The following is a 21,784-nucleotide window of genomic DNA, read 5'->3' as shown; positions in this document are numbered from 1 at the left end:
AGCCCCGTATTGTAGGAAAAAACAACTTAAGCTTTGTTTTATAGGAGGAGTTGTGCAACAAAACACCCAGTTAGAGCTAAACTTTCTCCAAGACTTATTATTAGAAATTTTACAAGAATTTAGCCCGGCTAGTATCAATCACTTTTTAGCACTTAAAGAGTTATTTAGTAGCTCCGCCCCTCAAGAAATGTTGATCAAACAACTACAGGCTAGTATTGCCTCTGAACAGATTTTAGATGTGATTAAGGCCTTTTCTCTTTACAACATTTTAGCTAACATAATTGAGGAGCGCTACCAGAATAAACAACCCTCTTTATTAGGGATTACACAGGCCTATAATTCTCTTAAACAAGAAGGATTTATTGAAAAAACCCTGCAAGAGAAGTTTAGCCAAATTACTTTTTACCCCGTTTTTACCGCCCACCCCACCCAGTCTATGCGCCGTACCTTTTTAGAGGCCATTTATGAAATGTATCAAGACCTCTCTATCCTCTTTGATAACCCTTGTAGTCCTCAAATAACTAGACATGCTAAAGAGCGCCTAGCTTATCGTTTGCGTCTTTTATGGAATAGCCACCTTGTACGCCAAGAAAAACTAGAAGTACTCTTTGAGTTAGATAACTTACTTTATATTTTGGAAAACTCGCTTTTGCCCAGTTGTTTAGAGTTGTTTCAAGAAATCCAAGAGAAGTTAGAACAACCCTTAGAACATGCCCCAATTCAATTAGGTAGTTGGATAGGGGGCGATCGCGATGGCAATCCTACGGTGAGCAATGATCTAGTGCGCCAAGTGATCTTAATCCAGCATGATTTAATCATCAATCTGTATTTAAAACAGATTAAAAAGTTACGCCGTGAGCTTTCTATTTCTGCTGATCTTTGCTCCATTTCAGAGGATTTAAAGGCAGATTTAGAGGCACATTCTTCTAAACTAGATTTGACAAGTGCTAGATTACACATTAAAGAGCCCTTTAGAGCTAAGCTCGTTTTAATGGAGTTAAAGCTTAAAAATCGCCTCATTGCTTTAAATTCCCCCCTACCTATAGATTTTGCTTACCAAGACGCTCAAGAATTACTTGCAGATATTACGCTACTACTTAAAAATCTCAAACCAAGTTTACAGCGCTCTTTATTGCATTTCAAACATTTGGTACTCTTAGGTGGCTTTCACTTATTGCGCCTAGATTTTAGAGAACATAGAGAGGTTTTTCTTTATGCTGTGAGTGAGGTTTTTAGCTTGCTTGGTTTGTGCTCTGGTTTTTACCAACTAGAAGAAGATCAAAAATTAGAGATTTTAGATCACGCCCTTAGTTTAGAACCTCTGGCTCTTTGTACGCTTTTGCCTAAAGTGAGTGAGGAGTGTAAACGCCTCTTAGAGGCTTTTTTAACAATTATATGGGCAAAGATTAAAATTGCTAAGCCTACCTTTGCCTCTATTATTGTCTCAATGACCACTCAGGCTAGCGATTTACTTTGCGTGTTATGGCTGGCTAAACAGGCTAGGTTAAACCACCCCCACCAAATTTACATCACGCCGCTTTTTGAAACCATTAACGATCTAAACCAAGCCCCACAAATTTTACAAACCTTATATGCTAATCCTCACTATAAAGCCTATTTAGAAAGCATGGATAACAAACAAGAAATCATGATTGGCTATTCAGATTCTAGTAAAGATGGGGGGATATTTGCCAGTAATTATAACCTTTACATCGCCATTAGTGAGCTTATGGCTTTAGGCAAAGAATTAGGTATCCAGTTTATTTTATTCCATGGACGCGGGGGGAGTGTGAGTCGTGGGGGTGGGAGTTTAGAAGACGCCCTTTTAAGCGCGCCTCTTTATAGCGTGCAAGATAGCTTAAAAATCACCGAACAAGGCGAAGTGATTAGTTCTAGGTATCTTAATGCCACTAGCGCACATAAAAACCTCTCTAACATCATGGGCGCTTTGTTGAAAAAATCTATCTACGATACACATGGCATTTCTCCACCTAAAAGTTTAGCCACACAAACCATGCAAACCCTCTCTACTCTTTCTTATCAAACCTACCGCCAGCTATACACCATGCCCGGCTTTTTAGACTACTTTAAATGCGCTACACCCATTGCCTTTATCCAAGAACTTAATCTTGGCTCTCGCCCAGCCAAGCGCAAGCAAAGTAACCGTATTGAGGATTTACGGGCAATCCCTTGGGTCTTTGCTTGGACTCAAAACCGCAGTATTTTACCCGCTTGGTATGGGGTGGGCAGTGCTTTGCAAAGTGTGCCCTTAGAACACTTACGCGATCATTACCAAGAGGGAGGGTTTTTTAAGGTTGTGTTAGATAACATCGCTCAGGTGCTTTTAAAGGTTGATCTAGACATTGCTAAACAATACCACTGCTTTGCCCTCCACACTCAAAATGCTACCAAGATTTGGGAATGCATTGAGAAAGAGTATCAAATAACCTTGCGCTTAGTATTAGCGGTACGCTTAGAAACAAAACTTTTAGAAAAAGACCCGCTGATACAACAAGGTATTTTATTTAGAAAACCTTATATCAATGCTCTAAATTGCTTACAAATTGAGCTTATTAAGGTCTTTGATCAAGCAGATAGCTTAAAACAGGCTAAATTAAAGCTAGCTATAGAAAGTACTTTAATAGGCATTGCCCAAGGGCTACGCAATACCGGTTAGGAGTTTTAAATGATCTGGATTTTAGCATGTGTAGTTATGGCTTCTTGGTTACAGGCTTTGGCTATTGAAACCACCACAGATATTTTTTTAAGAAAGCAAAAATCAGGGCATTTTAGCGGTATGGTTCTTTACAAAAACACCCCCCAAAAACATTTAATAGTAGAGGGGACTTATAACATTGCAGGCAATACACTTACTTTAAAAGCCACCCAACTTAAAAAATTGCCCCTTAAAAAATATTCCAAATCTCAGATTTATCCCCTCTCACAAGTACAAGCCTCTGAACAACTAGGCAGCATTTTACCCTCTAAAATTAGCAAGGGTACGCATGTTTATTTTAAAGAACTAGGTACGCAAAAAGTGTCAAATATTTTGGGTATGGGTGATTTAAATAATTCACACTCTAAGCCTAAAACAACCCATTTTACCTCATCTACCCACCCAGTAACAAGATTTAGCACAGACCCTACAAAAATAACACGCAACCAACAAAGCCCACAAACCCAAACCACAGAATCTAATACGCGTTTTTCCAAACCTAGTACTTTATCTACTCTAAGTACTACAAGTACGCCTACAAGCAGGCGTACAAGAACTTCTAGCGTATCAAAAGCTTCTAGTACGCGCGCACGCTCTAGCCGCACCGGTACCACTCCGCGTACAACGCGTACAACACGCGCAAGTACAACCAAACGCACCAGTAAAACTTCTAGCCGCTCTACTAGAACTTCTTCTAATCAAAATATCCCCCCTGCTATGCCACAAGACTTACAACGCAATACCTCTAATCTTAGCAATAGCCAAGATTTAGCCTTGTATCCTTCTGATACTTCTAGCCAACCAAGTGATATTTATCCTGATGATAGTATCTTACTTCCTATGCCCACTACTAGCCCGATTCAAGATCAAATAACAGCCACCCTCTCTAATGCTCCTACCCCCAAACAATCCTCTCAATTAGAAACGCAAAATACCCCAACAAATTTAGATTTTACTAACGAGGATACCCAAGAAGTGGCATGTGGTTATTGGACTTATGAAGATGATAAATTACAAGCTATCCGCCCTACTTTAATGCGCCGTTTAGATAGAGCTAGCGGGCAGTATTTAGACATTAGCCCTTGTAATTTTGATAACACGCATGGTAAAAGCGGTAAAATCATTTTAGCCTACACACAACTACCCGATCAGATTCAAGAATTTGCCCCCATTAAAACCACGCACACCTTTACACTTAGCAAAGCCAATTACTCAGAAAAATTATGCTATCGCGCTAGAACCCGCCAATGTTTGTATATTGAGCCTAATAGTGTGCAAGAATGGACAAGCACTTACTTAACCACCACTATTAGAACCACCAAAACCTATAAACGCCCGCCCCAAGTAGGGAGTGATACCCCCACAGAGTATATACAAACTTTAGATGAAAATAGGGCAGAGCGCAGCACGGTTATTAATGAGAATGGGTTGCATTTAAGCCCGCAATTTATGGAGTTTGTAGAAGTATATGAGGGGCAATATTTAGATAGCCATATTGCTAATTTACCAGAATATTTAGCTTGGAAAGAAAAAGTGGTACGCCCTAATCAAGGTACATGTAGCCAGTATGAAATTGAAGAGCTTAGCCGTAGTAAAAATGTACTGCCCAGTATCCACAATACTAAAATTGTGTGTGTAAAAAGTGGGGATTATCTGCTAGATCAAAATACGCCCTAGATTGATACAGCGCGTTTTGTTTCAGAAAATTTTAATTATATTGTTGTAATATCCCCATGTTTTATTAAAAAAAACGGATTTTTATTACTAAATCCATCGCCTTAAGTTTCAATGATCTTTCCTGCCTTCTAAAATTTTCAGAACAAGGAGTTTTAGTTGCATAAAAAATTATACTGGGCTTTAATGGCTAGTTTGGTTACCCAAGCAGCTCTAGTGGCTAAGGATAAAACCTACACTTTAGGTAAAGTCTCTACATCGGGTCAAAAAGATCAAACAGATTACTCCGGCCATGTCAATCTAGGCTATAGCGGGATTACAGCCCCTAAGAGTTGGCAAGATGAGGAGGTTAAAAAATACACCGGTAGCCGCACGGTGATCTCTAATAAACAGCTCACACAAACTGCTAACCAAAGCATTGAAGAGGTTTTACAAAATGTCCCGGGAATGCAGGTTAGAAACACAACAGGCGTAGGCGCGATGCCCTCCATTCAAATTAGAGGCTTTGGCGCGGGTGGCTCAGGGCATAGCGATGCGACGCTAATGTTAGTTAATGGTATCCCCGTTTACATGGCCCCCTACTCTCATATTGAATTAGATATTTTCCCGGTTACTTTTCAGGCTGTAGATCGCATTGATGTGATTAAAGGCGGGGGAAGTGTGCAGTATGGGCCTAATACTTATGGGGGGATTGTTAATATCATCACTAAACCCATTCCTAAGCACTGGGAAAGCCAAGTAGCAGAGAGAGTTACCTATTGGGCTAAGGCTAGAAATGCCGGTTTTGCTAGCCCACCTTCAAATACAGGCGATTCCTCTTTTCTAAAGTCTTTAAGTAATAATATGCTTTATAACACCTATGTAAGAAGTGGGGGCATGATTAATAAACACTTTGGTGTGCAGGCACAGGCTAACTGGGTTAATGGGCAAGGCTTTAGAGATAATAGCCCAACTAATATCCAAAACTACTGGCTTGATGGAGTCTATGATATTAATGAGAAGAATGGGATTAAAGCCTACTACCAATACTATAAGTTTAACATCGCCCAGCCCGGAAGCCTAAGTAGCCAAAACTACCAACAAAATCGTTTTATGAATCAACGCCCCTTTAACGCCAAAGGTGGGCGATCGCAGCGCTTTGGGATTGTGTATGAAAACCACTTTGGCGATTTAGATAAGATAGGTGGGACTTTTAGTTTTACCTATTACGGGCAGTTCATGACAAGAGACTTTCAAGTGAGTTCTAGTTATAACAGCGCTAATATGGTTGAGTGTTTTAATGCGGCAAGCTGTGCGGCTCAAGGTCTTGCTGGCTATAACTTAGCCATGCCCTATTATGCGACTAATTATAATGGCTGGGCAGAGGTGGAAAACCCCGTGCGATCTATTAATAATGCCTTTGAACCCAAAGTTAATTTAGTGGTTAAGAGTGGCAAGATTAAACAAACTTTTATTATGGGTTTGCGCTTCATGACAACTACCTTTCTGCAACGACAGTATATGAACACCAATGAATGCGCCACACAAACTAGCGGTGAGGGGAAAGGTTTTTTATGTGCGGGGGCAAATGTAATGAGTGGTTGGCAACCCCATATCAAACACGGATTGTATCATAACTGGAATGATTGGCGCAATAACTACACCGCGATCTATTTAAGCGATCGCATTGAAACGAGCAATGGGCGCTTTTTTGTCGTACCCGGTTTGCGCTATGCTTTAGTACAATATAACAATGAAAACGCCTCTAATTGGGTTTCTATCCCTGAAAATGATTTAAAAAAGATCAAGCACATGAATAACTGGATGCCCTCAGCTAATATTGGCTTCATTCCGGTACAAGGCGATCACACCGTGCTTACTTATTTTAACTTCCAGCGCAGCTATGTCCCCCCCCAATTAGATGTTTTAAGTTATGGTGGGGCGGAGTATTTCACCCAACACTTTGATGAGGTAGAGGCCGGCGCGCGCTACACTTATAAAGAGAGTTTTAGTTTTAATGCGGACTACTTTCGCATTTGGGCACGCGATTTTGCAACGGGTCAGTATTCTGTTTACACCAGTGGCCCGATGAAGGGCAATGTACGCCCGGTTGATGGTTATTCTCAAGGCGTAGAGCTAGAGATGTATTATAGACCAATTAAAGGATTACAATTCCATGCGGCCTTTAACTACATTGATACCCGCGTTACAAGCCATAGTCCTTTAACAGATTTAAACGGCGATGTACTCCCCGGCACAAGTTATAATAAACATTTCCCCTTTGTAAGCCCCTACCAGTTTATTTTTGATGCGCGCTACACCTATGCTAAAACCACCTTTGGGCTCTCTAGCTATTTTTATAGCCGTGCTTACAGTGGGATTAGCAATAGCGCAGCAGGGGGTTATTATGGAACGCAGTATTATAGCGGAGGGAATAATTTTGAAAGTGTAAATAATAGCGGCTATCAATGTGCGCAGTGGTGTATGACCCAACATGAAGGGCTCTTGCCTTGGTATTGGGTGTGGAATATTGAAATAAGCCAGATATTTTGGGAAAGTGGGAGACATAAAATTATGGGGAGTTTACAGGTGAATAATATCTTTAACATGAAATATTTCTTTACCGGTATTGGCTCTAGTCCAGCAGGGTTACAATCTGCTCCCGGGCGCTCGGTTACGGCGTATTTGAGTTATCAATTCTAAAGGCAAATTTAAAGAGATAGGGTATAATGCTAACATTTTCATTAAAAGGTTAGCGATGTTGCGATCTCTTTACAGTGCGACAACAGGCATGTTAGGACAACAAACCCATATTGACACCACTTCTAACAACATTGCCAATGTTAATACGGTGGGTTTTAAACGGCAACGGGCAGATTTTAACGATCTGTTTTACCAAGCTCTGCAGTATGCCGGTACCTCTACTTCTGATACCACTAGATCGCCAAATGGTATTGAAGTAGGCTTAGGGGTGCGCGCTGCTAGTGTAACTAAGATGTTTTCTCAGGGTAGCCCTAAAGAGACAGAAAATAACTTAGACATCGCCATTACCGGTAAGGGCTTTTTTCAGATTCAAATGCCTGATGGCTCTACTGCTTATACCCGTGCAGGTAATTTTAAAATTGATGATCAAGGGAATATGGTTACAACAGAGGGGTATTTACTCATTCCACAAATCACCTTCCCCCAAGACACTACCCAGATTAGTATCGGGGTAGATGGCACAGTTAGTGTTACACAGGGCAATGCAAGTACTTCTAATGTGATAGGCCAAATCACTTTAGCTAATTTTATTAACCCGGCTGGTTTGCATGCTTTAGGGGATAATCTTTTAGCAGTAACTTCAGCTAGCGGACCAGCTATTGTAGGTAATGCTAATAGCGATGGCTATGGGCAATTACGGCAGGGTTTTTTAGAGTTAAGTAATGTACGCCTAGTAGAGGAGATGACCGATCTAATCACAGCCCAAAGGGCTTATGAAGCCAACTCAAAGACTATCCAAACCGCAGATAACATGCTCCAGACGGTTAATAGCTTGAAACGCTAAGAGGGGTTATTCCCCTATTCTTTCTAACTTCTTAACAATCTTCTCATAGCTATATTCTTGGATCACGCCGTGTAATTCTTGTGTTATCTTGTTGTAATAATCTGGATTATCTAAAAGCGCATTGATCTTATCTGCCATTTGTTCTGGGGTATTAACAACAAGCTCTGCACGCAATTCTTTAACATTACCCACATCGGTACAGACAAAAGGCATACCAAATTGCATGCTTTCTAAAATCACCATAGGAAAAACCTCTGCATGGCTGCCATGTAAAAACAAGGTAGCCTTATTAAATAAATTTAATACTTGACTCCTATCAATTCCATAAAAAAAATACACTTGCTTAAACCCATGTTGGCAATCTAATTGCTCTTTGATATTCTTAAGACTTTCTAAAGTATTATCTGTATCTAGGTTTCCACAAAAAATGAGGGGGATACTAACTTGACTTAAATAGTAGGCTCTAAGTACAAAATCCTGTCCTTTTTCTTTGTAGTAATTAGAGACATTAAGCACATAGGGTTTTAAAAGAAGGTCTGCTAGTTGTTCTGTTGTTCTGTTGTTCTGTTGTTCTGTTGTTCTGTTGTTCTGTTGTTCTGTTGTTCTGTTGTTCTGTTGTTCTGTTGTTCTGTTGTTCTGTTAGGGCGCTTGTAATGGTTTTAGGCGGGCAAATATCTTTTTCAAATACACCATTTGGCAGAATATCTACAGAACAATAAGGTTTAAGATAAGTGTAGGCATGGCTATTTTTGTGCAGAAAGTAAACACAATCGTAATATTTAAGAGTTTTCTTTAATTTGTGCCGTAGCCAAGCAATGTAGTACTTTTGCTTGTAGCGCTTAGAGTTAAAATAAAAACGCCTAAAACTATCTTTAATCCTCTCTTTATTCCCTAATGCCCACCCATGCATAAGACTATACTCCCCATGGCTTCTTAATATTTTCTTTTTAGCATGGCACTTAGGAAGGTAGTCATAAATAAAATCTGTATTCCATGTCAAAATAGCTGAATTGATGAGTAAATCACACTTAAAGTTTTGTACAAATTTTTGATACTGCTCAATCTCACCCTCCCATTCTCCTCCTTTATGATAAATCTTAAACTCTAGCACAAATAAATTTGGTGCAATTTCTACTATTTCTTTAGATAAATCACCACTAGAGATAGAACTTAAATTTCCTTCTCTGCTAATTTTTGTTTCCCCATACATGCCCGTTGTAATCACATACACTAAATGCCCTGATCTAGCAAGTGCTAAAGTCAACCCATAATCTGCGCTAGCTAATCCAGTTTGTAGGGGGTGGTATTGTTCGGTGGTAAAAAGAATGATCATAAAAATTCCTAATGTTTAGGTGCAGCTTCTACACCCGAGAGGGCTTGTACAAAGTCTGGTAGCCGCTTACCCTGAATTTTTATATTATTGAGGGCTTGTGTGATCTCTTGCATTTCTGAGGCGCTCAGTTTCACTCCTAAAGAGGCGGTGTTTTGCAGCATATGATTCTTATTTGTAGTGCCGGGGATAGGCACAATATAGGATTTTTTAGCCAAAAGCCAACTAAGGGCAATTTGAGCGGGTGTAGCATTTTTTCTTTGAGCCCAAGTTTTGAGCAAGGTAACAAGTTTTAAATTATGGGCTATATTTTCCGGATTAAAGCGCGTTTCTGTGGCGCGAAAATCCCCAGAGGCAAAGCGGGTTTTAGAATCAATCCAACCAGTTAAAAACTGCACTCCCAAAGGACTCCACGCAACAAAGCCAATTCCTAATTGCTCACATACTGCACTCACAGGCAAAGCCGCATGCGCGCGTCTTAGGGTTTGTAGTCCCATTTCTGATAACCCCCAATGTAAAACCTTCCCCTGTTTCATTAAATCTGCAATTACACCCGCTACATCTTCAATAGGCACTTGCGGGTCCACGCGGTGCTGGTAGAGCAGATCAATATAATCGGTGCGTAGGCGTTTAAGCATGTAATGCACGGCCTGTTTAATATGCTCCGGTTTGCTATTAACCCCCGGGGATCGCTTACCCGTTTGTGGGTCTATGTTAAAACCAAATTTGGTCGCAATCACGATCTTTTTTCTAAAAGGAGCCACAGCCTCGCCTAAAATTTTTTCAGATTCCAAAGGGCCATAAGCTTCCGCTGTATCAAAAAAAGTAACCCCTGCCTCATAAGCCTGTCGGATAATATTAATCATTTCCGGGCGGTAGGGAACAGAGGTGTCGTATTTGCGTGGCATATTTTGCACCCCAAGCCCGATAGCAGAAACCTGTAATTTCCCTAAAAAGCGCTTGTTAGTTGTACTGTGCTGTTTATTTTTGTGAGCCTTACTCTCAAGCATTCCTGAGGAGAGTAAAGAAAGACCTAGCGCCCCTTTGATAAGTAAAGAGCGCCGCTTAGGATCATGCGGTTGCTTTGTTGGCATGGTTATCCTTTTTAAAATGGTTAAAACTTTTTGCAAATTTAGAGTCTAAACAAAGTTGGCTTAAAAAGCGTAGGCGTACACATGCCTAAGATTTTAAGTTAGCATTTATTTTAATCTCACTAAAATCCCTTCTTATTTTTTCACCAAAGGATCACCATGCTCGCTAATTATGTGCGGGGGGGGGGGGGGGGGGGTAACTCTCTCTAGTTTTACTTGCTTCTCTAACTTCTCTAACCCCTACTTATAGAAAAGATTTAGGCGATATAGATTTGGTGTGGGGGAAAGCAGGGAGTGCTAAAAGTGATGGTTATGGATTGGCTAAAATTGCTAAATACCACCCAGAAGTATTAGATAAACTAGATGATTTAATCCAACCCTTAAAAATCAAGCTATCCCCCACAATAAAGCCTTTGGTACAAACTTTGAGTAGTTTTACCATGATCCACAAGGCGCAATTGCTAAACTACCAGAGACTAAAGAGGGACAAGTAGCCGGGGCATTTTATAGAGAGGATTTAGGCGATATAGATTTGGTGTGGGGGGCAAGTGCAACAGACTTAAAAGACTTGAAAGATGTTAAGGGTAAACCACTTAAGCCCTATGGTTTATCTAAGATTGTAGAAAAACACCTTGATGACTTTAAGGATTTTGAGGGAACGCATATACAAGAAAAGCTTATTAACGGCTTAATAGAGATTGTAACAAAAGGGCATGTGCTTGAAAATGCGGGAGTTTATACTATCCACTTTAAAAACCAAAATGGAAGTTTTAGGATAGGTTTATCTAGGGAGTAAAGAGTTATCTTTTTTTCTTGTTGTTTAATTGCTTAACTATTTGTTATAAAATCTCTCTAGGGTTTAACCCTAAAAAACTTCTTAAGGAGATTGCATGAGACATGGAGATATCTGTAGTAACCCTGATACTGTGGGTGTAGGAGTTGTAAATTACAAAATGCCTAGACTGCACACTAAAGCAGAGGTGCTAGAAAATTGCCATAACATCGCAAAAATGATTCAAGGGATGAAACAAGGTCTACCCGGTCTTGATTTGGTTATTTTCCCTGAATATAGCACACATGGCATCATGTATGATAGACAGGAAATGTTTGACACCGCAGCTGTGATTCCAGGCGAGGAAACACAAATTTTTTCTATGGCTTGCAAAGCTAACAAAGTTTGGGGCGTGTTCTCTTTAACCGGTGAAAAACACGAACAATCCCATAAAAACCCCTACAACACGCTGGTTTTGATCAATGATAAGGGTGAGATTGTGCAAAAATACCGCAAAATTCTGCCTTGGTGCCCCATTGAAGCGTGGTATCCAGGGGATAAAACCTATGTAGTAGATGGACCCAAAGGAATGAAAGTTTCTTTGATCATCTGTGATGATGGGAACTATCCTGAAATTTGGCGCGATTGTGCGATGAGGGGCGCTGAGCTTATTGTCCGCTGTCAAGGCTACATGTATCCAGCCAAAGAACAACAAATTCTCATGGTAAAAGCTATGGCATGGGCAAACCAGTCTTATGTCGCGGTGGCCAATGCGGCAGGTTTTGATGGTGTCTACACCTACTTTGGGCATTCTAGCATTATTGGTTTTGATGGGCATACTTTGGGCGAGTGTGGCGAGGAGGAAAATGGAGTCCAATACGCACAACTCTCTATCAGCGCCATCCGCAATTCTAGAAAATACGATCAAAGCACCAACCATCTCTTTAAAATGTTGCACCGAGGCTATAGCGGTGTCTTTGCCAGTGGCGATGGCGATAAGGGTGTTATGGAATGTCCCTTTGAATTCTATAAAACTTGGGTCAACGATCCTAAAAAAGCCCAAGAAAATGTGGAAAAATTCACCCGCACTAGCATTGGTGTAGAAACCTGTCCGGTCTATGATTTACCCCATGAAGATCACAAACACAAAGATCACGCTCCAGCTGGGAAACGATCTGTTTCTTAATTAGCACTCACCCCTCTTAAGCGGGAGGTTTAAATTCAATCCCCCGTGTTTTGTAACTCCTGCAAACTCAAGGGGGGGTTGTCTTTAAACTTGGAATATTCTAATAAACTCAAAAGCACTTTTTCTACGGCCTTTAAAGTGGTGAAATAAGAAATCTTGTTTTTGAGTACTTGCATACGGATAATCTTAGAATCTTCGTTTAAAACATCACTTGTATTAATGGCCATATCTATCTGGTGGTTGAGCATAAAATCACAGATATTAGGGCGCCCCTCAGAGATTTTAAGCACCTGAGTACTTTGCAGTCCCCCTTCTTGCAAGGCTTTATGTGTGCCGGTGGTAGCATAAAGTTTAAAACCCAAACCCTTTAAAGCGCGCATCAAGGGCATGGCTTTTTGTTTGTCGCGATCTTTAAGAGAGATAAAAATACTGCCCTTATGTTTGATAGGATTATGGCTAGCTAGCTGGGATTTATAAAAGGCCTCAGCTAGAGTATACCCCACCCCTGCTACCTCACCCGTGCTTTTCATCTCAGGGCCTAGTACTAAATCTGCCCCATAAAGCTTATTAAATGGAAAAACGCTTTCCTTTACAAAGACATAATGCAAAGGCCTAGCCACAAACAACCCCTCCTCTTTAGCCACAAGTGCAAAATCCTTAGCAATTTGCTCTAAACTCTGCCCTATAAGCACATCTGCAGCTAGCCCTGCAATATCTAACCCCAAAGCCTTAGAGACAAAGGGGATCGTGCGCGAACAGCGGGGGTTAATTTCTAATACAAAAAGTTGGTGATCTTTATAGGCAAATTGGATATTAAGTAGGCCTAAAACTTGTAATCCTAGCGCAATTTTTTGGGTTTGGTAATACACTTCCTCTAACAGATCCGGGCTAAGGCTAGAGGGGAGAAAACAGGTACTATCGCCTGAGTGAATGCCAGCTGGCTCGATATGTTCTAGTACGCTACACACAAACACACTTTTTTGATCACACAGGGCATCAACATCAAGTTCTAGTGCGTCCTCTAAGAAGAAATCCATTAAAAGGCTAGTTTCAAAGCCATAGTTTTCTATATACTCTAAACATTGCTCTTTAGTGTGCAAAATGCGCATCTTTGCTCCACCCAACACAAAACTAGGGCGCAAAATCAAGGGCAATTCTAGTTTTTCTAAGCACTCCTTAGCTTGTTCTTTGGAGTGTGCACATAAGCCCTTAGGATAGGCCACATGGAGGCGATCTAAAAGCTGGTGGCATAGATCGCGCTCTTCTGCAATTTTTATATTTTTAAACGCCGTGCCTAGTAGAGGGATACCCAGTTTTTCTAAATCAGCGGCAATTTTAAGCGGGGTCTGTCCCCCAAAGCTCACCACTACGCCTAGTAATTGTTCTTTTTCTCTGAGAATAATTTCTAGCACGCACTCAAGCGTAATAGGCTCAAAATAAAGCGTGTCGCTGGTGTCATGATCGGTACTAATGGTTTCTGGATTGTTATTGATGATAATAGGACTTAGCCCTCTTTTTTTAAGCGCTAAACTGACATGGGTAAGCGCGTAATCAAACTCCATGCCCACTCCGATTTTATTCGCGCTAGAGCCTAGTAAGATCACCTTAGAGCGGGTGGATTTTAAAGGGGGTTGTGGAGCAAAGGGAGGGGCATAGGTGCTATAAAGATAGGGGGTGGGGCTTTTAAATTCATTAGCACTTAGATCTACTTGGTACATTTGCGGGTGTAAATTGAGTTGGTTACGCGCAGCGCGTATTGTACTCTCCTTCTTGTTTAAAAAGCTAGCTAGCAAAGCATCGCTACAGCCCATGCTTTTGAGTTTAAAAAGAGCGGGTTTATTGCTTAGTAGAGTGGTGGCATTCTTTAAATCGCGCAGGTCTAAAAGGGCATGCACAATCTCTTTTATCTCATTTAAAAAATAAGCATCAATGCAACAAAGTTGGTGTACTTCCTCTATACTCAAACCTATGCCAAAGGCGTGCATCACATAAAAAAGCCGTTTAGGATTGGGGCGGCGCAACTCCTTTTTTAAAAATTCTAAATCTAAAGGACTTTCTAAAAACGCGCGCAGATTGTTTAAAAGATAGTCACTCTCTAAGGCCTTCATCAGACTTTCTTTAAAACTCCCTCCAATGCCCATCACCTCCCCAATGCTTTTCATAGAAGTTCCTAAGGTGGTGTCTACTTGGGGGAATTTTTCAAAGTCAAAATGCGGGATTTTGGTGATGACATAATCTAGGGTGGGCTCAAAACAGCTTGTACTTTGCGTGATGTCATTTTGGATATGCTCTAAGCTCTGTCCTAGTGCTAGAAGTGTGGCGATTTTAGCGATAGGAAAAAGTGTGGCCTTGCTAGCTAAAGCCGAGCTACGGCTCACGCGAGGGTTCATTTCAATAACTAATAAACGCCTCCCCTTAATGGCAAATTGCACATTAGCCCCGCCAGTATCCACACCTACCGCGCGCAACACCGCAAAACTCGCATCGCGCATGCGCTGGTATTCTTTATCTGTGAGGGTGAGGGCGGGGGCAATGGTGATGCTATCACCCGTATGTACACCCATAGGATCAACATTTTCAATACAACACACCACGATACAATTATCATCTTTATCGCGCACCACCTCCATTTCAAATTCTTTACAGCCTAGTAAACTCTCCTCAATTAAAATTTCTGAGATAGGCGAGGCTTCTAGGGCAAATTGGGCGAGCTCTCTAAATTCCTCAATGTTAAAGGCTACAGAACTACCCTCTCCGCCTAGAGTGAAACTAGAGCGAATAATACAAGGAAAACCCACCTCTTTAACCACACTTAGCGCCTCTTCCTCACTATAAGCATAACCCCCTTTGGGCAAATCTAACCCAATAGAGAGCATGCACTCTTTAAAAGCGCGCCGATCTTCTGCTTTTAAAATACTCTGAATGCTAGCCCCTAAGAGTTTCACACCGCTTAGCGCGCCCTCAAAATGCCCTTGTTTGTGCAATTCTACGATGATATTTAAAGCTGTCTGGCCGCCCATAGTGGGCAAAATCGCCTCAATGCTCTCTAAAGCCACAATTTTTAAGACATTATCTGTAGTGATAGGCTCAATGTAGGTTTTATAGGCTAGGGCTTTATCGGTGTTGATGGTAATGGGGTTAGAATTTAAAAGCACCACTTCATAGCCTAAACTTTTAAGCGTTTTAAGCGCAATACTAGAGGAGTAGTCAAACTCGCACGCCTGCCCAATGACAATAGGACCCGAGCCAATGAGTAAGATTCTTTTAAAAGGTTGCATGTAGAAATTATAGCAAAAACTTAAAAGATCACTAGGAAGTGGCTTTTTAATGCCCCTAACCTATTAAATTACCGCCTAAGCCCCCGATTTAACCCACCACTTAAAAAATATGAATAACACTATGATATAATTCTCATTTTATAAATGGAGTGTGTTATGAAACTAAAAGAGTATATTAAAAAAATTTGGCGTTTATTTTTTCCTACATTAGAAGATAACTTTAATAAATGGCTGTTAGAAAAAGAGAGAAAAAGTTATTCCCAAGATAAACAAGATTTGTTTGTGCAATTTTTTTATAAAGATGAAAAAGGACCGCTATTTTTTGTAGATATTGGTGCAAATGATGGAGTATCTCTTAGCAATACTTATTTATTAGAGAATGACTCTAGCAATAAATGGGGGGGGGGTACTTATAGAAGCTGATTTTAATGTCTACACACTACTTCTTAAAAACAGATCAAATCCAAAGATTAAAAAACATAATGTAGCCCTCTGCAATATAGATGGTGAAGTCTCTTTTATGCAAATTACAGGATACGCGCAAATGTTAAGCGGTATAGTAAATGAATATGATAAACGACATTTAGAGCGTATAGAGAAAGAAGTAGCCGAATATGGCGGTGATTATCAAATTATAAAAATGCAAGGGGCGCGCTTTGATACTATTATGCAAGGAGAGCAAAAGAAAATTGACTATTTAAGTATTGATGTAGAAGGTGGTGAGATGAAAATATTAGAAAGCATTGATTTTAATAGCTATGACATTAGACTTATAGGGATAGAAAATAATTACAATACAGATGATATTTATAATTTTTTAAAGCTTAAAGGGTACAAAAAGATTCTAAGGCTTGGTTGTGATGATTTTTATGTTAAAGAAAATTAATATTTGTAGCGATGTGCTTTAAGTGTACACAATTTTATAAAACTTTAAATTAGCTTACTAGGGATAAACTAATGCGCGTTTAGATTTAATTTTTTGGAGACAACATGGTTATTGGTACAACTACGCAGGCAATCGGCTCAACCCCTATCTTTAAATTTAGTAAAGAAAATTATCCCTTGCCTAAAGATTCGATAATTTATGCTAAATTAGAGCATCTAAACCCGGGGGGTAGTATCAAGGATCGTTTAGGAAAATATCTCATTGAAGAGGGCTTAAAAACGGGTCAAATCACGCCAAAGACAACTATTATTGAGCCCACAGCCGGTAATACTGGGATTGCTTTAGCGCTTGTAGCCTTGCACCACCACTTAAAAACCATTTTTGTGGTTCCGGAAAAATTTAGTGTGGAAAAACAACAGCTTATGAAGGCTTTAGGGGCTGAGGTGATCAATACGCCTAGTGAGGAAGGCATTGTTGGCGCGATTGCTAAAAGCAAAGAATTAGCCCAAAGTATCCCAGATAGTTACCTGCCTTTGCAATTTGAAAACCCTAAAAATCCAGATACCTACTATTACACATTAGGACCAGAAATTATTCAGGAACTAGGAAACCAACTCACTAGCTTTGTTGCTGGAATTGGAAGCGGGGGGACTTTTGCCGGCACAGCCAGATACTTAAAAGAACAAATTCCCACTATTCGTTTAATTGGTGTAGAGCCAGAGGGTTCGATTTTAAATGGGGGTGTAGCTTATTCTCATAAAATTGAGGGCATTGGGGTGGAATTTATCCCCCCCTTTTTTGCAGATTTGCCTATTGAGCGTTTTGAAACTATTTCAGATGATGAAGGGTTTTATTACACCAAAGAATTAGCCCGGAAAAGTGGTTTACTCGTGGGTAGTTCTAGTGGTGCTGCTTTTGCAGCGGCTTTACGCGAAATAGAGCGCTTGCCGGAGAAAAGTTGTGTTCTTACAATCTTTGCGGATGCAGCCGATCGCTATTTGTCTAAGGGTATTTATCTATAATTTGATCACTTAAAGGAAAAACATGCATTTACAAACACAATTAATCCACGGGGGCATTAGTGAAGATGAGCTAACAGGGGCTGTAAGTGTGCCCATTTATCAAACCTCTACCTACCGGCAAAATGGGGTAGGGCATTCTAAGGGCTATGAATATTCGCGTTCGGGAAATCCAACGCGTTTTGCTTTAGAAGAGCTAATTGCTGATTTAGAAGGTGGGGTTAAAGGTTTTGCTTTTGCCTCTGGTTTAGCAGGCATTCATGCGGTGTTTTCGTTGTTTCAAGCAGGCGATCACATTTTAATTAGCGATGATGTTTATGGTGGGACTTTCCGCCTTTTAGATAAAGTCCTTTTAAAATTTGGTCTAAGCTATACCTCTATTGATACTAGCGATATATCACAGATCAAACAGGCCATTAAACCTAATAGCAAAGCGCTTTATTTAGAATCCCCCAGCAATCCCCTTTTAAAAATCACAGATATAAAGGCTAGCGCTAAGCTTGCTAAAGATCATAATTTACTCACCATTGTAGATAACACTTTTGCAACCCCCTATTTTCAAAATCCCCTCCAACTAGGAGCTGATATTGTTGTACACAGCGCAACGAAGTATTTAGGGGGGCATAGCGATCTTATTGCCGGGCTTGTTAGCACTAATCAAGAGAATCTAGCTACAGAGATTGGTTTTTATCAAAATGCCATTGGGGGGATACTCAGCCCTCAAGATAGCTGGTTATTGCAACGAGGCATCAAAACGCTAGGGGTGCGCATGGAGGAACACCAAAAAAACGCCCTACACATCGCTAAATTTTTAAAAGCCCATAATCAAGTTGAACATGTCTATTACCCCGGCCTGCCTACACACCCTAACTATCAATTAGCCAAAACGCAAATGCGCGGGTTTAGCGGGGTGCTCTCTTTTACTTTAAAAGAGGAAAAAAAGGCCATTGCTTTTGTACAGGCTTTAAAATTATTCATTCTAGGCGAAAGTTTAGGCGGAGTGGAGAGTTTAGTTGAAATCCCGGCCGCTATGACGCATGCCTCTATTCCTAAAGAAAAACGCGAAGTAGCAGGAATTAAAGAGGGTTTAGTGCGTTTATCTATTGGAATTGAACATTGTGAGGATTTAATAGAGGATTTAGCCCAAGCTTTTGAGTTAGTCCAATAAGGGATATGCTAGAATGCCCCAATTAAATAAGGAGTGATACATGAAAATGAATGTTGAAAGTTTTAATTTAGATCATACAAAGGTCAAAGCGCCTTATGTCCGTGTTGCCGATCGCAAAATAGGAGAGCACGGGGATATTATAGTTAAGTATGATGTACGCTTTAAACAGCCCAATAAAGAACATATGGACATGCCTAGTTTGCATTCGCTAGAACACTTGGTCGCAGAACTGATTCGCAACCATGCAAATTATATTATTGACTGGTCGCCTATGGGATGCCAGACCGGTTTTTATTTGACTGTGTTAAACCATGAAAATTATGAGGGTATTCTTGAAATCTTAGAACAAACCATGCAAGATGTGCTTAAAGCAAAAGAAGTACCCGCTAGCAATGAAAAACAATGCGGCTGGGCTGCTAACCATACACTAGAGGGTGCGCAAAATCTAGCGCGTGAATTTTTAGCCAAACGCAACGAATGGTCTAGCATAGAAGCCTAAAACATGGCAGAGACTCTTGACTTACAAACATCAGCTTCCACACACCGCGATCACCTCTTTAAGGCTATTTGGAACATTGCCGACAAACTCAGAGGTGCGGTAGATGGGTGGGATTTTAAGCAATTTGTTTTAGGAATGATTCTTTATCGCTATCTCTCTGAAAATTTAGCTAACTATATCAATGGGATAGAGCAAAAAAGAGATGCAAATTTTAATTACGCGAAATTAAACGATGAAAAAGCCAATTTAGCTAAAGAAATTCTTTTAGAGGAAAAGGGCTTTTTCATTCCTCCTAGTGGGCTTTTTGAAAATGTGATTAAAAATCTTGATTCGTTATTAAAGGCTAGAAAACTCAATACAACCCTCAATGATATTTTTAAAAATATTGAAGCCTCTAGTTTGCAAGGTGAGGCACAGCAGAATTTTAAAGGGTTGTTTGCAGATTTAGACATGAATAGCGACAAGTTAGGCAATGGTGTTGGATCGAAAAATGAGAACATTGCTAGGCTCTTAGAGGGAGTGGCTAGCATGCAAATTAGCCATTATCAGAAAAACGGTATTGATGTCTTTGGGGATGCCTATGAGTTTTTAATGGGCATGTATGCTAGCAGTGCAGGCAAAAGCGGGGGTGAGTTTTTTACCCCTCCAGAGGTGATTGACATACTCCCCATAGCTAAAGCTAGGGGCTTTACGGCGCAAGTGGTAAAATCTTAGGTGTTACTAGAGAAACCTTGAGGAATTGGGAAAAGAGAGGGCTGTTTAAACCTGATAGTTACACTAAGGGAGGGGAGCGCAGGTATAAGTTAGAGAGCTTGAAAAATATCAACAAGAATGTTGTGTTCCATAATGATGATAGAAAGACAATAGCCTATGCCCGTGTTTCTAGCTCCGATCAGAAAGATGACTTAATAAGGCAGGTGCAAGTTTTAGAACTCTATTGTTCTAAGCTAGGCTTTGACTACGAGGTGATTACTGACTTAGGCTCTGGAATGAATTACTATAAGAAAGGTTTAACTAAACTTTTAAATCTGATTTTAGAAGGTCAAGTTAAACGCTTGGTGCTTACCCATAAGGATAGATTACTGCGCTTTGGAGCTGAGTTGGTGTTTAGCATTTGTGAGGCTAAAGAAGTGGAGGTTATTCTGATTAATAAAGGCGATGAAAATGTGCGTTTTGAAGAGGAATTAGTTAAAGATGTCTTAGAGATTATCACGGTTTTTTCTGCGCGTCTATATGGCTCTAGATCAAAGAAAAATAAGAGGCTATTAGAACAAATGCAAGCAGTGGTAGACAATGAGCTTTCAGATAACCCACAAAGTCCAACTAAGCCCTAACAACAAGGCTAAAACTTACTTTAAAAAAGCTTGCGGGTGTGCTAGACTTGCCTATAATTGGGGGCTAGCTAGGTGGAAAGAGAATTATAACTTGGGCATTAAAACCAATCACCTCGCCCTTAAAAAAGAGTTTAATGCTATCAAAAAGGAACAATTCCCCTTTGTCTATGAAGTTAGCAAATATGCCACACAACAGCCCTTTATCCATCTTGGTCTAGCTTTTACTAAATTCTTTAGAGACTTAAAACAAGGGAAACTAAGTTATCCGCGTTTCAAAAAGAAAAGAGAGTTTCAGGGCAAGCTTTATATTGGAGGTGATCAGATTAAAATCATTCAGGGCTGTAAGCGCGATTATCTAAAAATCCCTAACTTATCTAAGATCAAAATGACAGAAAAGCTTAGATTTGTTGGCAAGATTAGCGGGGCAACTATTTCAATAAAAGGCTCTGATTTCTTTGTTTCTATTGCTATGGAAGTCTCTCAAAAAGAATTTATTTCTACTCATAAGCCTTTAAAAAATTCTAAAACCATAGGCATAGATACCGGTATTAAATCTTTTGTGAGTTTATCTAATGGTTTGCAGATTAAAGCCCCCAAACCCTTAACTAAGCTCACAAGGAGGCTTAAAAGACTTTCTAGACAACTTTCTAAGAAGCAACACCCGAAAGCCAAAGGTGATAAGACTAGAAAATCTAGGAATTATCTATTAGCTTCTTTAAAACTAAACAAGCTACACCAGCGTATCTCTAATATCCGTTTAGATTTTCTACACAAATTGACCAGTGTCTTAGTGTCTCATTTTGATCTTTTTTGTCTTGAGAACTTAAGAGTGGATAACATGCTTAAAAACCATAAATTAGCTAAGTCTTTAGCAGATGTGAGTATTTCTGCGTTTAACACCTTGTTGGAGTATAAGGCTAGGTATCTTGGCAAAGAGATTAAAAGAGCTGATTCTTTCTATCCAAGCTCTAAGGCGTGTTCTGATTGTGGGCATTTAAAAACAGATCTAAGCTTGAGTGATCGTGTGTATTCTTGCTCTCATTGTGGCTTAGTTCTTGATAGAGATTATAATGCTAGTTTAAATCTAGTGAAACATTTAGTAGGTAAAGCTCTTACCGAATTCACGCCTGCGGACATGACGGCTCTATTAGTTGATTTAAAAACAAATCAGTTAGTAACTAGCATGGTAGAAACAGGAATACAACAAAAATCCCATGCTCTTAGTCTATAGATTTATAGAATTTATAGGGTTTTATGGGATTTTATAGGTTTGTAGGAGCGGAAGTTTTCAAGATCGCTTATTGT

18 protein-coding genes and 1 pseudogene are annotated in these 21,784 nt (G+C 40.0%); 15 read left to right on the top strand and 4 right to left on the bottom strand.

All coding sequences use genetic code 11. The features are described from left to right. The first annotated feature begins 52 nt into the window (after window positions 1-52). From G6Q00_RS02595 to flgG, 4 genes are all read left to right on the top strand, one after another. Window positions 53-2,677, top strand: coding sequence for a phosphoenolpyruvate carboxylase (locus tag G6Q00_RS02595; RefSeq protein ID WP_163531888.1), 2,625 nt, complete (start codon window positions 53-55; stop codon window positions 2,675-2,677). A gap of 9 nt (window positions 2,678-2,686) precedes the next feature. Next, a complete protein-coding gene (locus G6Q00_RS02590) occupies window positions 2,687-4,393 on the top strand; it encodes a hypothetical protein (RefSeq protein WP_163531887.1) in 1,707 nt (568 codons plus the stop codon). Between the two features lie 156 nt (window positions 4,394-4,549). Then, entirely contained in the window at window positions 4,550-7,072 is a 2,523-nt protein-coding gene (locus G6Q00_RS02585; RefSeq protein WP_163531886.1) for a TonB-dependent receptor family protein, read from the top strand. Window positions 7,073-7,127: 55 nt separating this feature from the next. After that, the gene (gene flgG / locus G6Q00_RS02580; RefSeq protein ID WP_040499053.1) at window positions 7,128-7,916 is read left to right on the top strand and encodes a flagellar basal-body rod protein FlgG; all 789 of its coding nucleotides are present in this window, start codon (window positions 7,128-7,130) and stop codon (window positions 7,914-7,916) included. A gap of 6 nt (window positions 7,917-7,922) precedes the next feature. On the opposite strand, the gene G6Q00_RS02575 is transcribed toward flgG, so the two are convergent. Genes G6Q00_RS02575 through G6Q00_RS02565 form a run of 3 tightly spaced genes read right to left on the bottom strand, consistent with a single transcriptional unit; the run spans window position 7,923 to window position 10,340 of the window. Then, window positions 7,923-8,432: a glycosyltransferase gene (locus G6Q00_RS02575; RefSeq protein ID WP_163531885.1), complete on the bottom strand. Its 510-nt coding sequence runs from the start codon at window positions 8,430-8,432 to the stop codon at window positions 7,923-7,925. Further along, window positions 8,425-9,249: a glycosyltransferase family 4 protein gene (locus G6Q00_RS02570; RefSeq protein ID WP_163531884.1), complete on the bottom strand. Its 825-nt coding sequence runs from the start codon at window positions 9,247-9,249 to the stop codon at window positions 8,425-8,427. The genes G6Q00_RS02575 and G6Q00_RS02570 overlap by 8 nt, the downstream gene beginning before the upstream one ends. A gap of 8 nt (window positions 9,250-9,257) precedes the next feature. Then, window positions 9,258-10,340: an aldo/keto reductase gene (locus G6Q00_RS02565; RefSeq protein ID WP_163531883.1), complete on the bottom strand. Its 1,083-nt coding sequence runs from the start codon at window positions 10,338-10,340 to the stop codon at window positions 9,258-9,260. Window positions 10,341-10,594: 254 nt separating this feature from the next. Between G6Q00_RS02565 and G6Q00_RS02560 the strand changes: the two are divergent. From G6Q00_RS02560 to G6Q00_RS02550, 3 genes and pseudogenes are all read left to right on the top strand, one after another. After that, window positions 10,595-10,831, top strand: a pseudogene (locus tag G6Q00_RS02560) (hypothetical protein); the annotation flags it as partial. Further along, a complete protein-coding gene (locus G6Q00_RS02555; protein WP_430750785.1) occupies window positions 10,795-11,133 on the top strand; it encodes a hypothetical protein in 339 nt (112 codons plus the stop codon). The pseudogene G6Q00_RS02560 and the gene G6Q00_RS02555, both read left to right, overlap by 37 nt. A 94-nt stretch (window positions 11,134-11,227) precedes the next feature. Beyond that, on the top strand, window positions 11,228-12,295 hold the full coding sequence (locus tag G6Q00_RS02550; protein ID WP_163531880.1) for an aliphatic amidase: 1,068 nt from the start codon (window positions 11,228-11,230) through the stop codon (window positions 12,293-12,295). A 35-nt stretch (window positions 12,296-12,330) separates the two neighbouring features. On the opposite strand, the gene carB is transcribed toward G6Q00_RS02550, so the two are convergent. Then, the gene (gene carB, locus G6Q00_RS02545; protein ID WP_163531879.1) at window positions 12,331-15,573 is read right to left on the bottom strand and encodes a carbamoyl-phosphate synthase large subunit; all 3,243 of its coding nucleotides are present in this window, start codon (window positions 15,571-15,573) and stop codon (window positions 12,331-12,333) included. Between the two features lie 156 nt (window positions 15,574-15,729). Between carB and G6Q00_RS02540 the strand changes: the two genes are divergently transcribed. From G6Q00_RS02540 to G6Q00_RS02505, 8 genes are all read left to right on the top strand, one after another. Further along, complete coding sequence (locus G6Q00_RS02540) at window positions 15,730-15,996, top strand: hypothetical protein (protein WP_163531878.1); 267 nt, start codon at window positions 15,730-15,732, stop codon at window positions 15,994-15,996. Further along, window positions 15,953-16,459 (top strand): FkbM family methyltransferase, encoded by a 507-nt coding sequence (locus tag G6Q00_RS02535; RefSeq protein ID WP_163531877.1) that lies wholly within the window; start codon window positions 15,953-15,955, stop codon window positions 16,457-16,459. Before G6Q00_RS02540 ends, G6Q00_RS02535 begins: the two co-directional genes overlap by 44 nt. Before the next feature lie 104 nt (window positions 16,460-16,563). Further along, entirely contained in the window at window positions 16,564-17,481 is a 918-nt protein-coding gene (locus G6Q00_RS02530) for a PLP-dependent cysteine synthase family protein (RefSeq protein WP_163531876.1), read from the top strand. 22 nt (window positions 17,482-17,503) lie between these two features. Beyond that, window positions 17,504-18,646 carry a cystathionine gamma-synthase gene (locus G6Q00_RS02525; protein WP_163531875.1) on the top strand — a complete coding sequence of 381 codons (1,143 nt, stop codon included), beginning with the start codon at window positions 17,504-17,506 and terminating at the stop codon, window positions 18,644-18,646. A gap of 40 nt (window positions 18,647-18,686) precedes the next feature. Continuing rightward, window positions 18,687-19,145 (top strand): S-ribosylhomocysteine lyase, encoded by a 459-nt coding sequence (locus tag G6Q00_RS02520; RefSeq protein WP_163531874.1) that lies wholly within the window; start codon window positions 18,687-18,689, stop codon window positions 19,143-19,145. 3 nt (window positions 19,146-19,148) lie between these two features. Next, window positions 19,149-19,859: a type I restriction-modification system subunit M gene (locus G6Q00_RS02515; RefSeq protein WP_240330943.1), complete on the top strand. Its 711-nt coding sequence runs from the start codon at window positions 19,149-19,151 to the stop codon at window positions 19,857-19,859. Continuing rightward, complete coding sequence (locus G6Q00_RS02510) at window positions 19,853-20,479, top strand: IS607 family transposase (protein ID WP_163531941.1); 627 nt, start codon at window positions 19,853-19,855, stop codon at window positions 20,477-20,479. Before G6Q00_RS02515 ends, G6Q00_RS02510 begins: the two co-directional genes overlap by 7 nt. Continuing rightward, complete coding sequence (locus tag G6Q00_RS02505; RefSeq protein WP_163531873.1) at window positions 20,439-21,710, top strand: RNA-guided endonuclease InsQ/TnpB family protein; 1,272 nt, start codon at window positions 20,439-20,441, stop codon at window positions 21,708-21,710. The genes G6Q00_RS02510 and G6Q00_RS02505 overlap by 41 nt, the downstream gene beginning before the upstream one ends. Window positions 21,711-21,784: the final 74 nt, after the last annotated feature.

The organism is Helicobacter suis, assembly GCF_902196125.1.
Taxonomy (GTDB): domain Bacteria; phylum Campylobacterota; class Campylobacteria; order Campylobacterales; family Helicobacteraceae; genus Helicobacter; species Helicobacter suis_B.
This window is presented reverse-complemented; position numbering and strand designations above follow the sequence as displayed.

Excerpts from the sequence above, each read along its gene's own strand:
- G6Q00_RS02570 (WP_163531884.1), bottom strand. The coding sequence starts at position 9,249 with ATGATCATTCTTTTTACCACCGAACAATACCACCCCCTACAAACTGGA.
- G6Q00_RS02530 (WP_163531876.1), top strand. The coding sequence starts at position 16,564 with ATGGTTATTGGTACAACTACGCAGGCAATCGGCTCAACCCCTATCTTT.
- G6Q00_RS02565 (WP_163531883.1), bottom strand. The coding sequence starts at position 10,340 with ATGCCAACAAAGCAACCGCATGATCCTAAGCGGCGCTCTTTACTTATC.
- G6Q00_RS02535 (WP_163531877.1), top strand. The coding sequence starts at position 15,953 with ATGACTCTAGCAATAAATGGGGGGGGGGTACTTATAGAAGCTGATTTT.
- G6Q00_RS02590 (WP_163531887.1), top strand. The coding sequence starts at position 2,687 with ATGATCTGGATTTTAGCATGTGTAGTTATGGCTTCTTGGTTACAGGCT.
- flgG (WP_040499053.1), top strand. The coding sequence starts at position 7,128 with ATGTTGCGATCTCTTTACAGTGCGACAACAGGCATGTTAGGACAACAA.
- carB (WP_163531879.1), bottom strand. The coding sequence starts at position 15,573 with ATGCAACCTTTTAAAAGAATCTTACTCATTGGCTCGGGTCCTATTGTC.
- G6Q00_RS02550 (WP_163531880.1), top strand. The coding sequence starts at position 11,228 with ATGAGACATGGAGATATCTGTAGTAACCCTGATACTGTGGGTGTAGGA.
- G6Q00_RS02540 (WP_163531878.1), top strand. The coding sequence starts at position 15,730 with ATGAAACTAAAAGAGTATATTAAAAAAATTTGGCGTTTATTTTTTCCT.
- G6Q00_RS02505 (WP_163531873.1), top strand. The coding sequence starts at position 20,439 with ATGAGCTTTCAGATAACCCACAAAGTCCAACTAAGCCCTAACAACAAG.
- G6Q00_RS02520 (WP_163531874.1), top strand. The coding sequence starts at position 18,687 with ATGAAAATGAATGTTGAAAGTTTTAATTTAGATCATACAAAGGTCAAA.
- G6Q00_RS02525 (WP_163531875.1), top strand. The coding sequence starts at position 17,504 with ATGCATTTACAAACACAATTAATCCACGGGGGCATTAGTGAAGATGAG.
- G6Q00_RS02515 (WP_240330943.1), top strand. The coding sequence starts at position 19,149 with ATGGCAGAGACTCTTGACTTACAAACATCAGCTTCCACACACCGCGAT.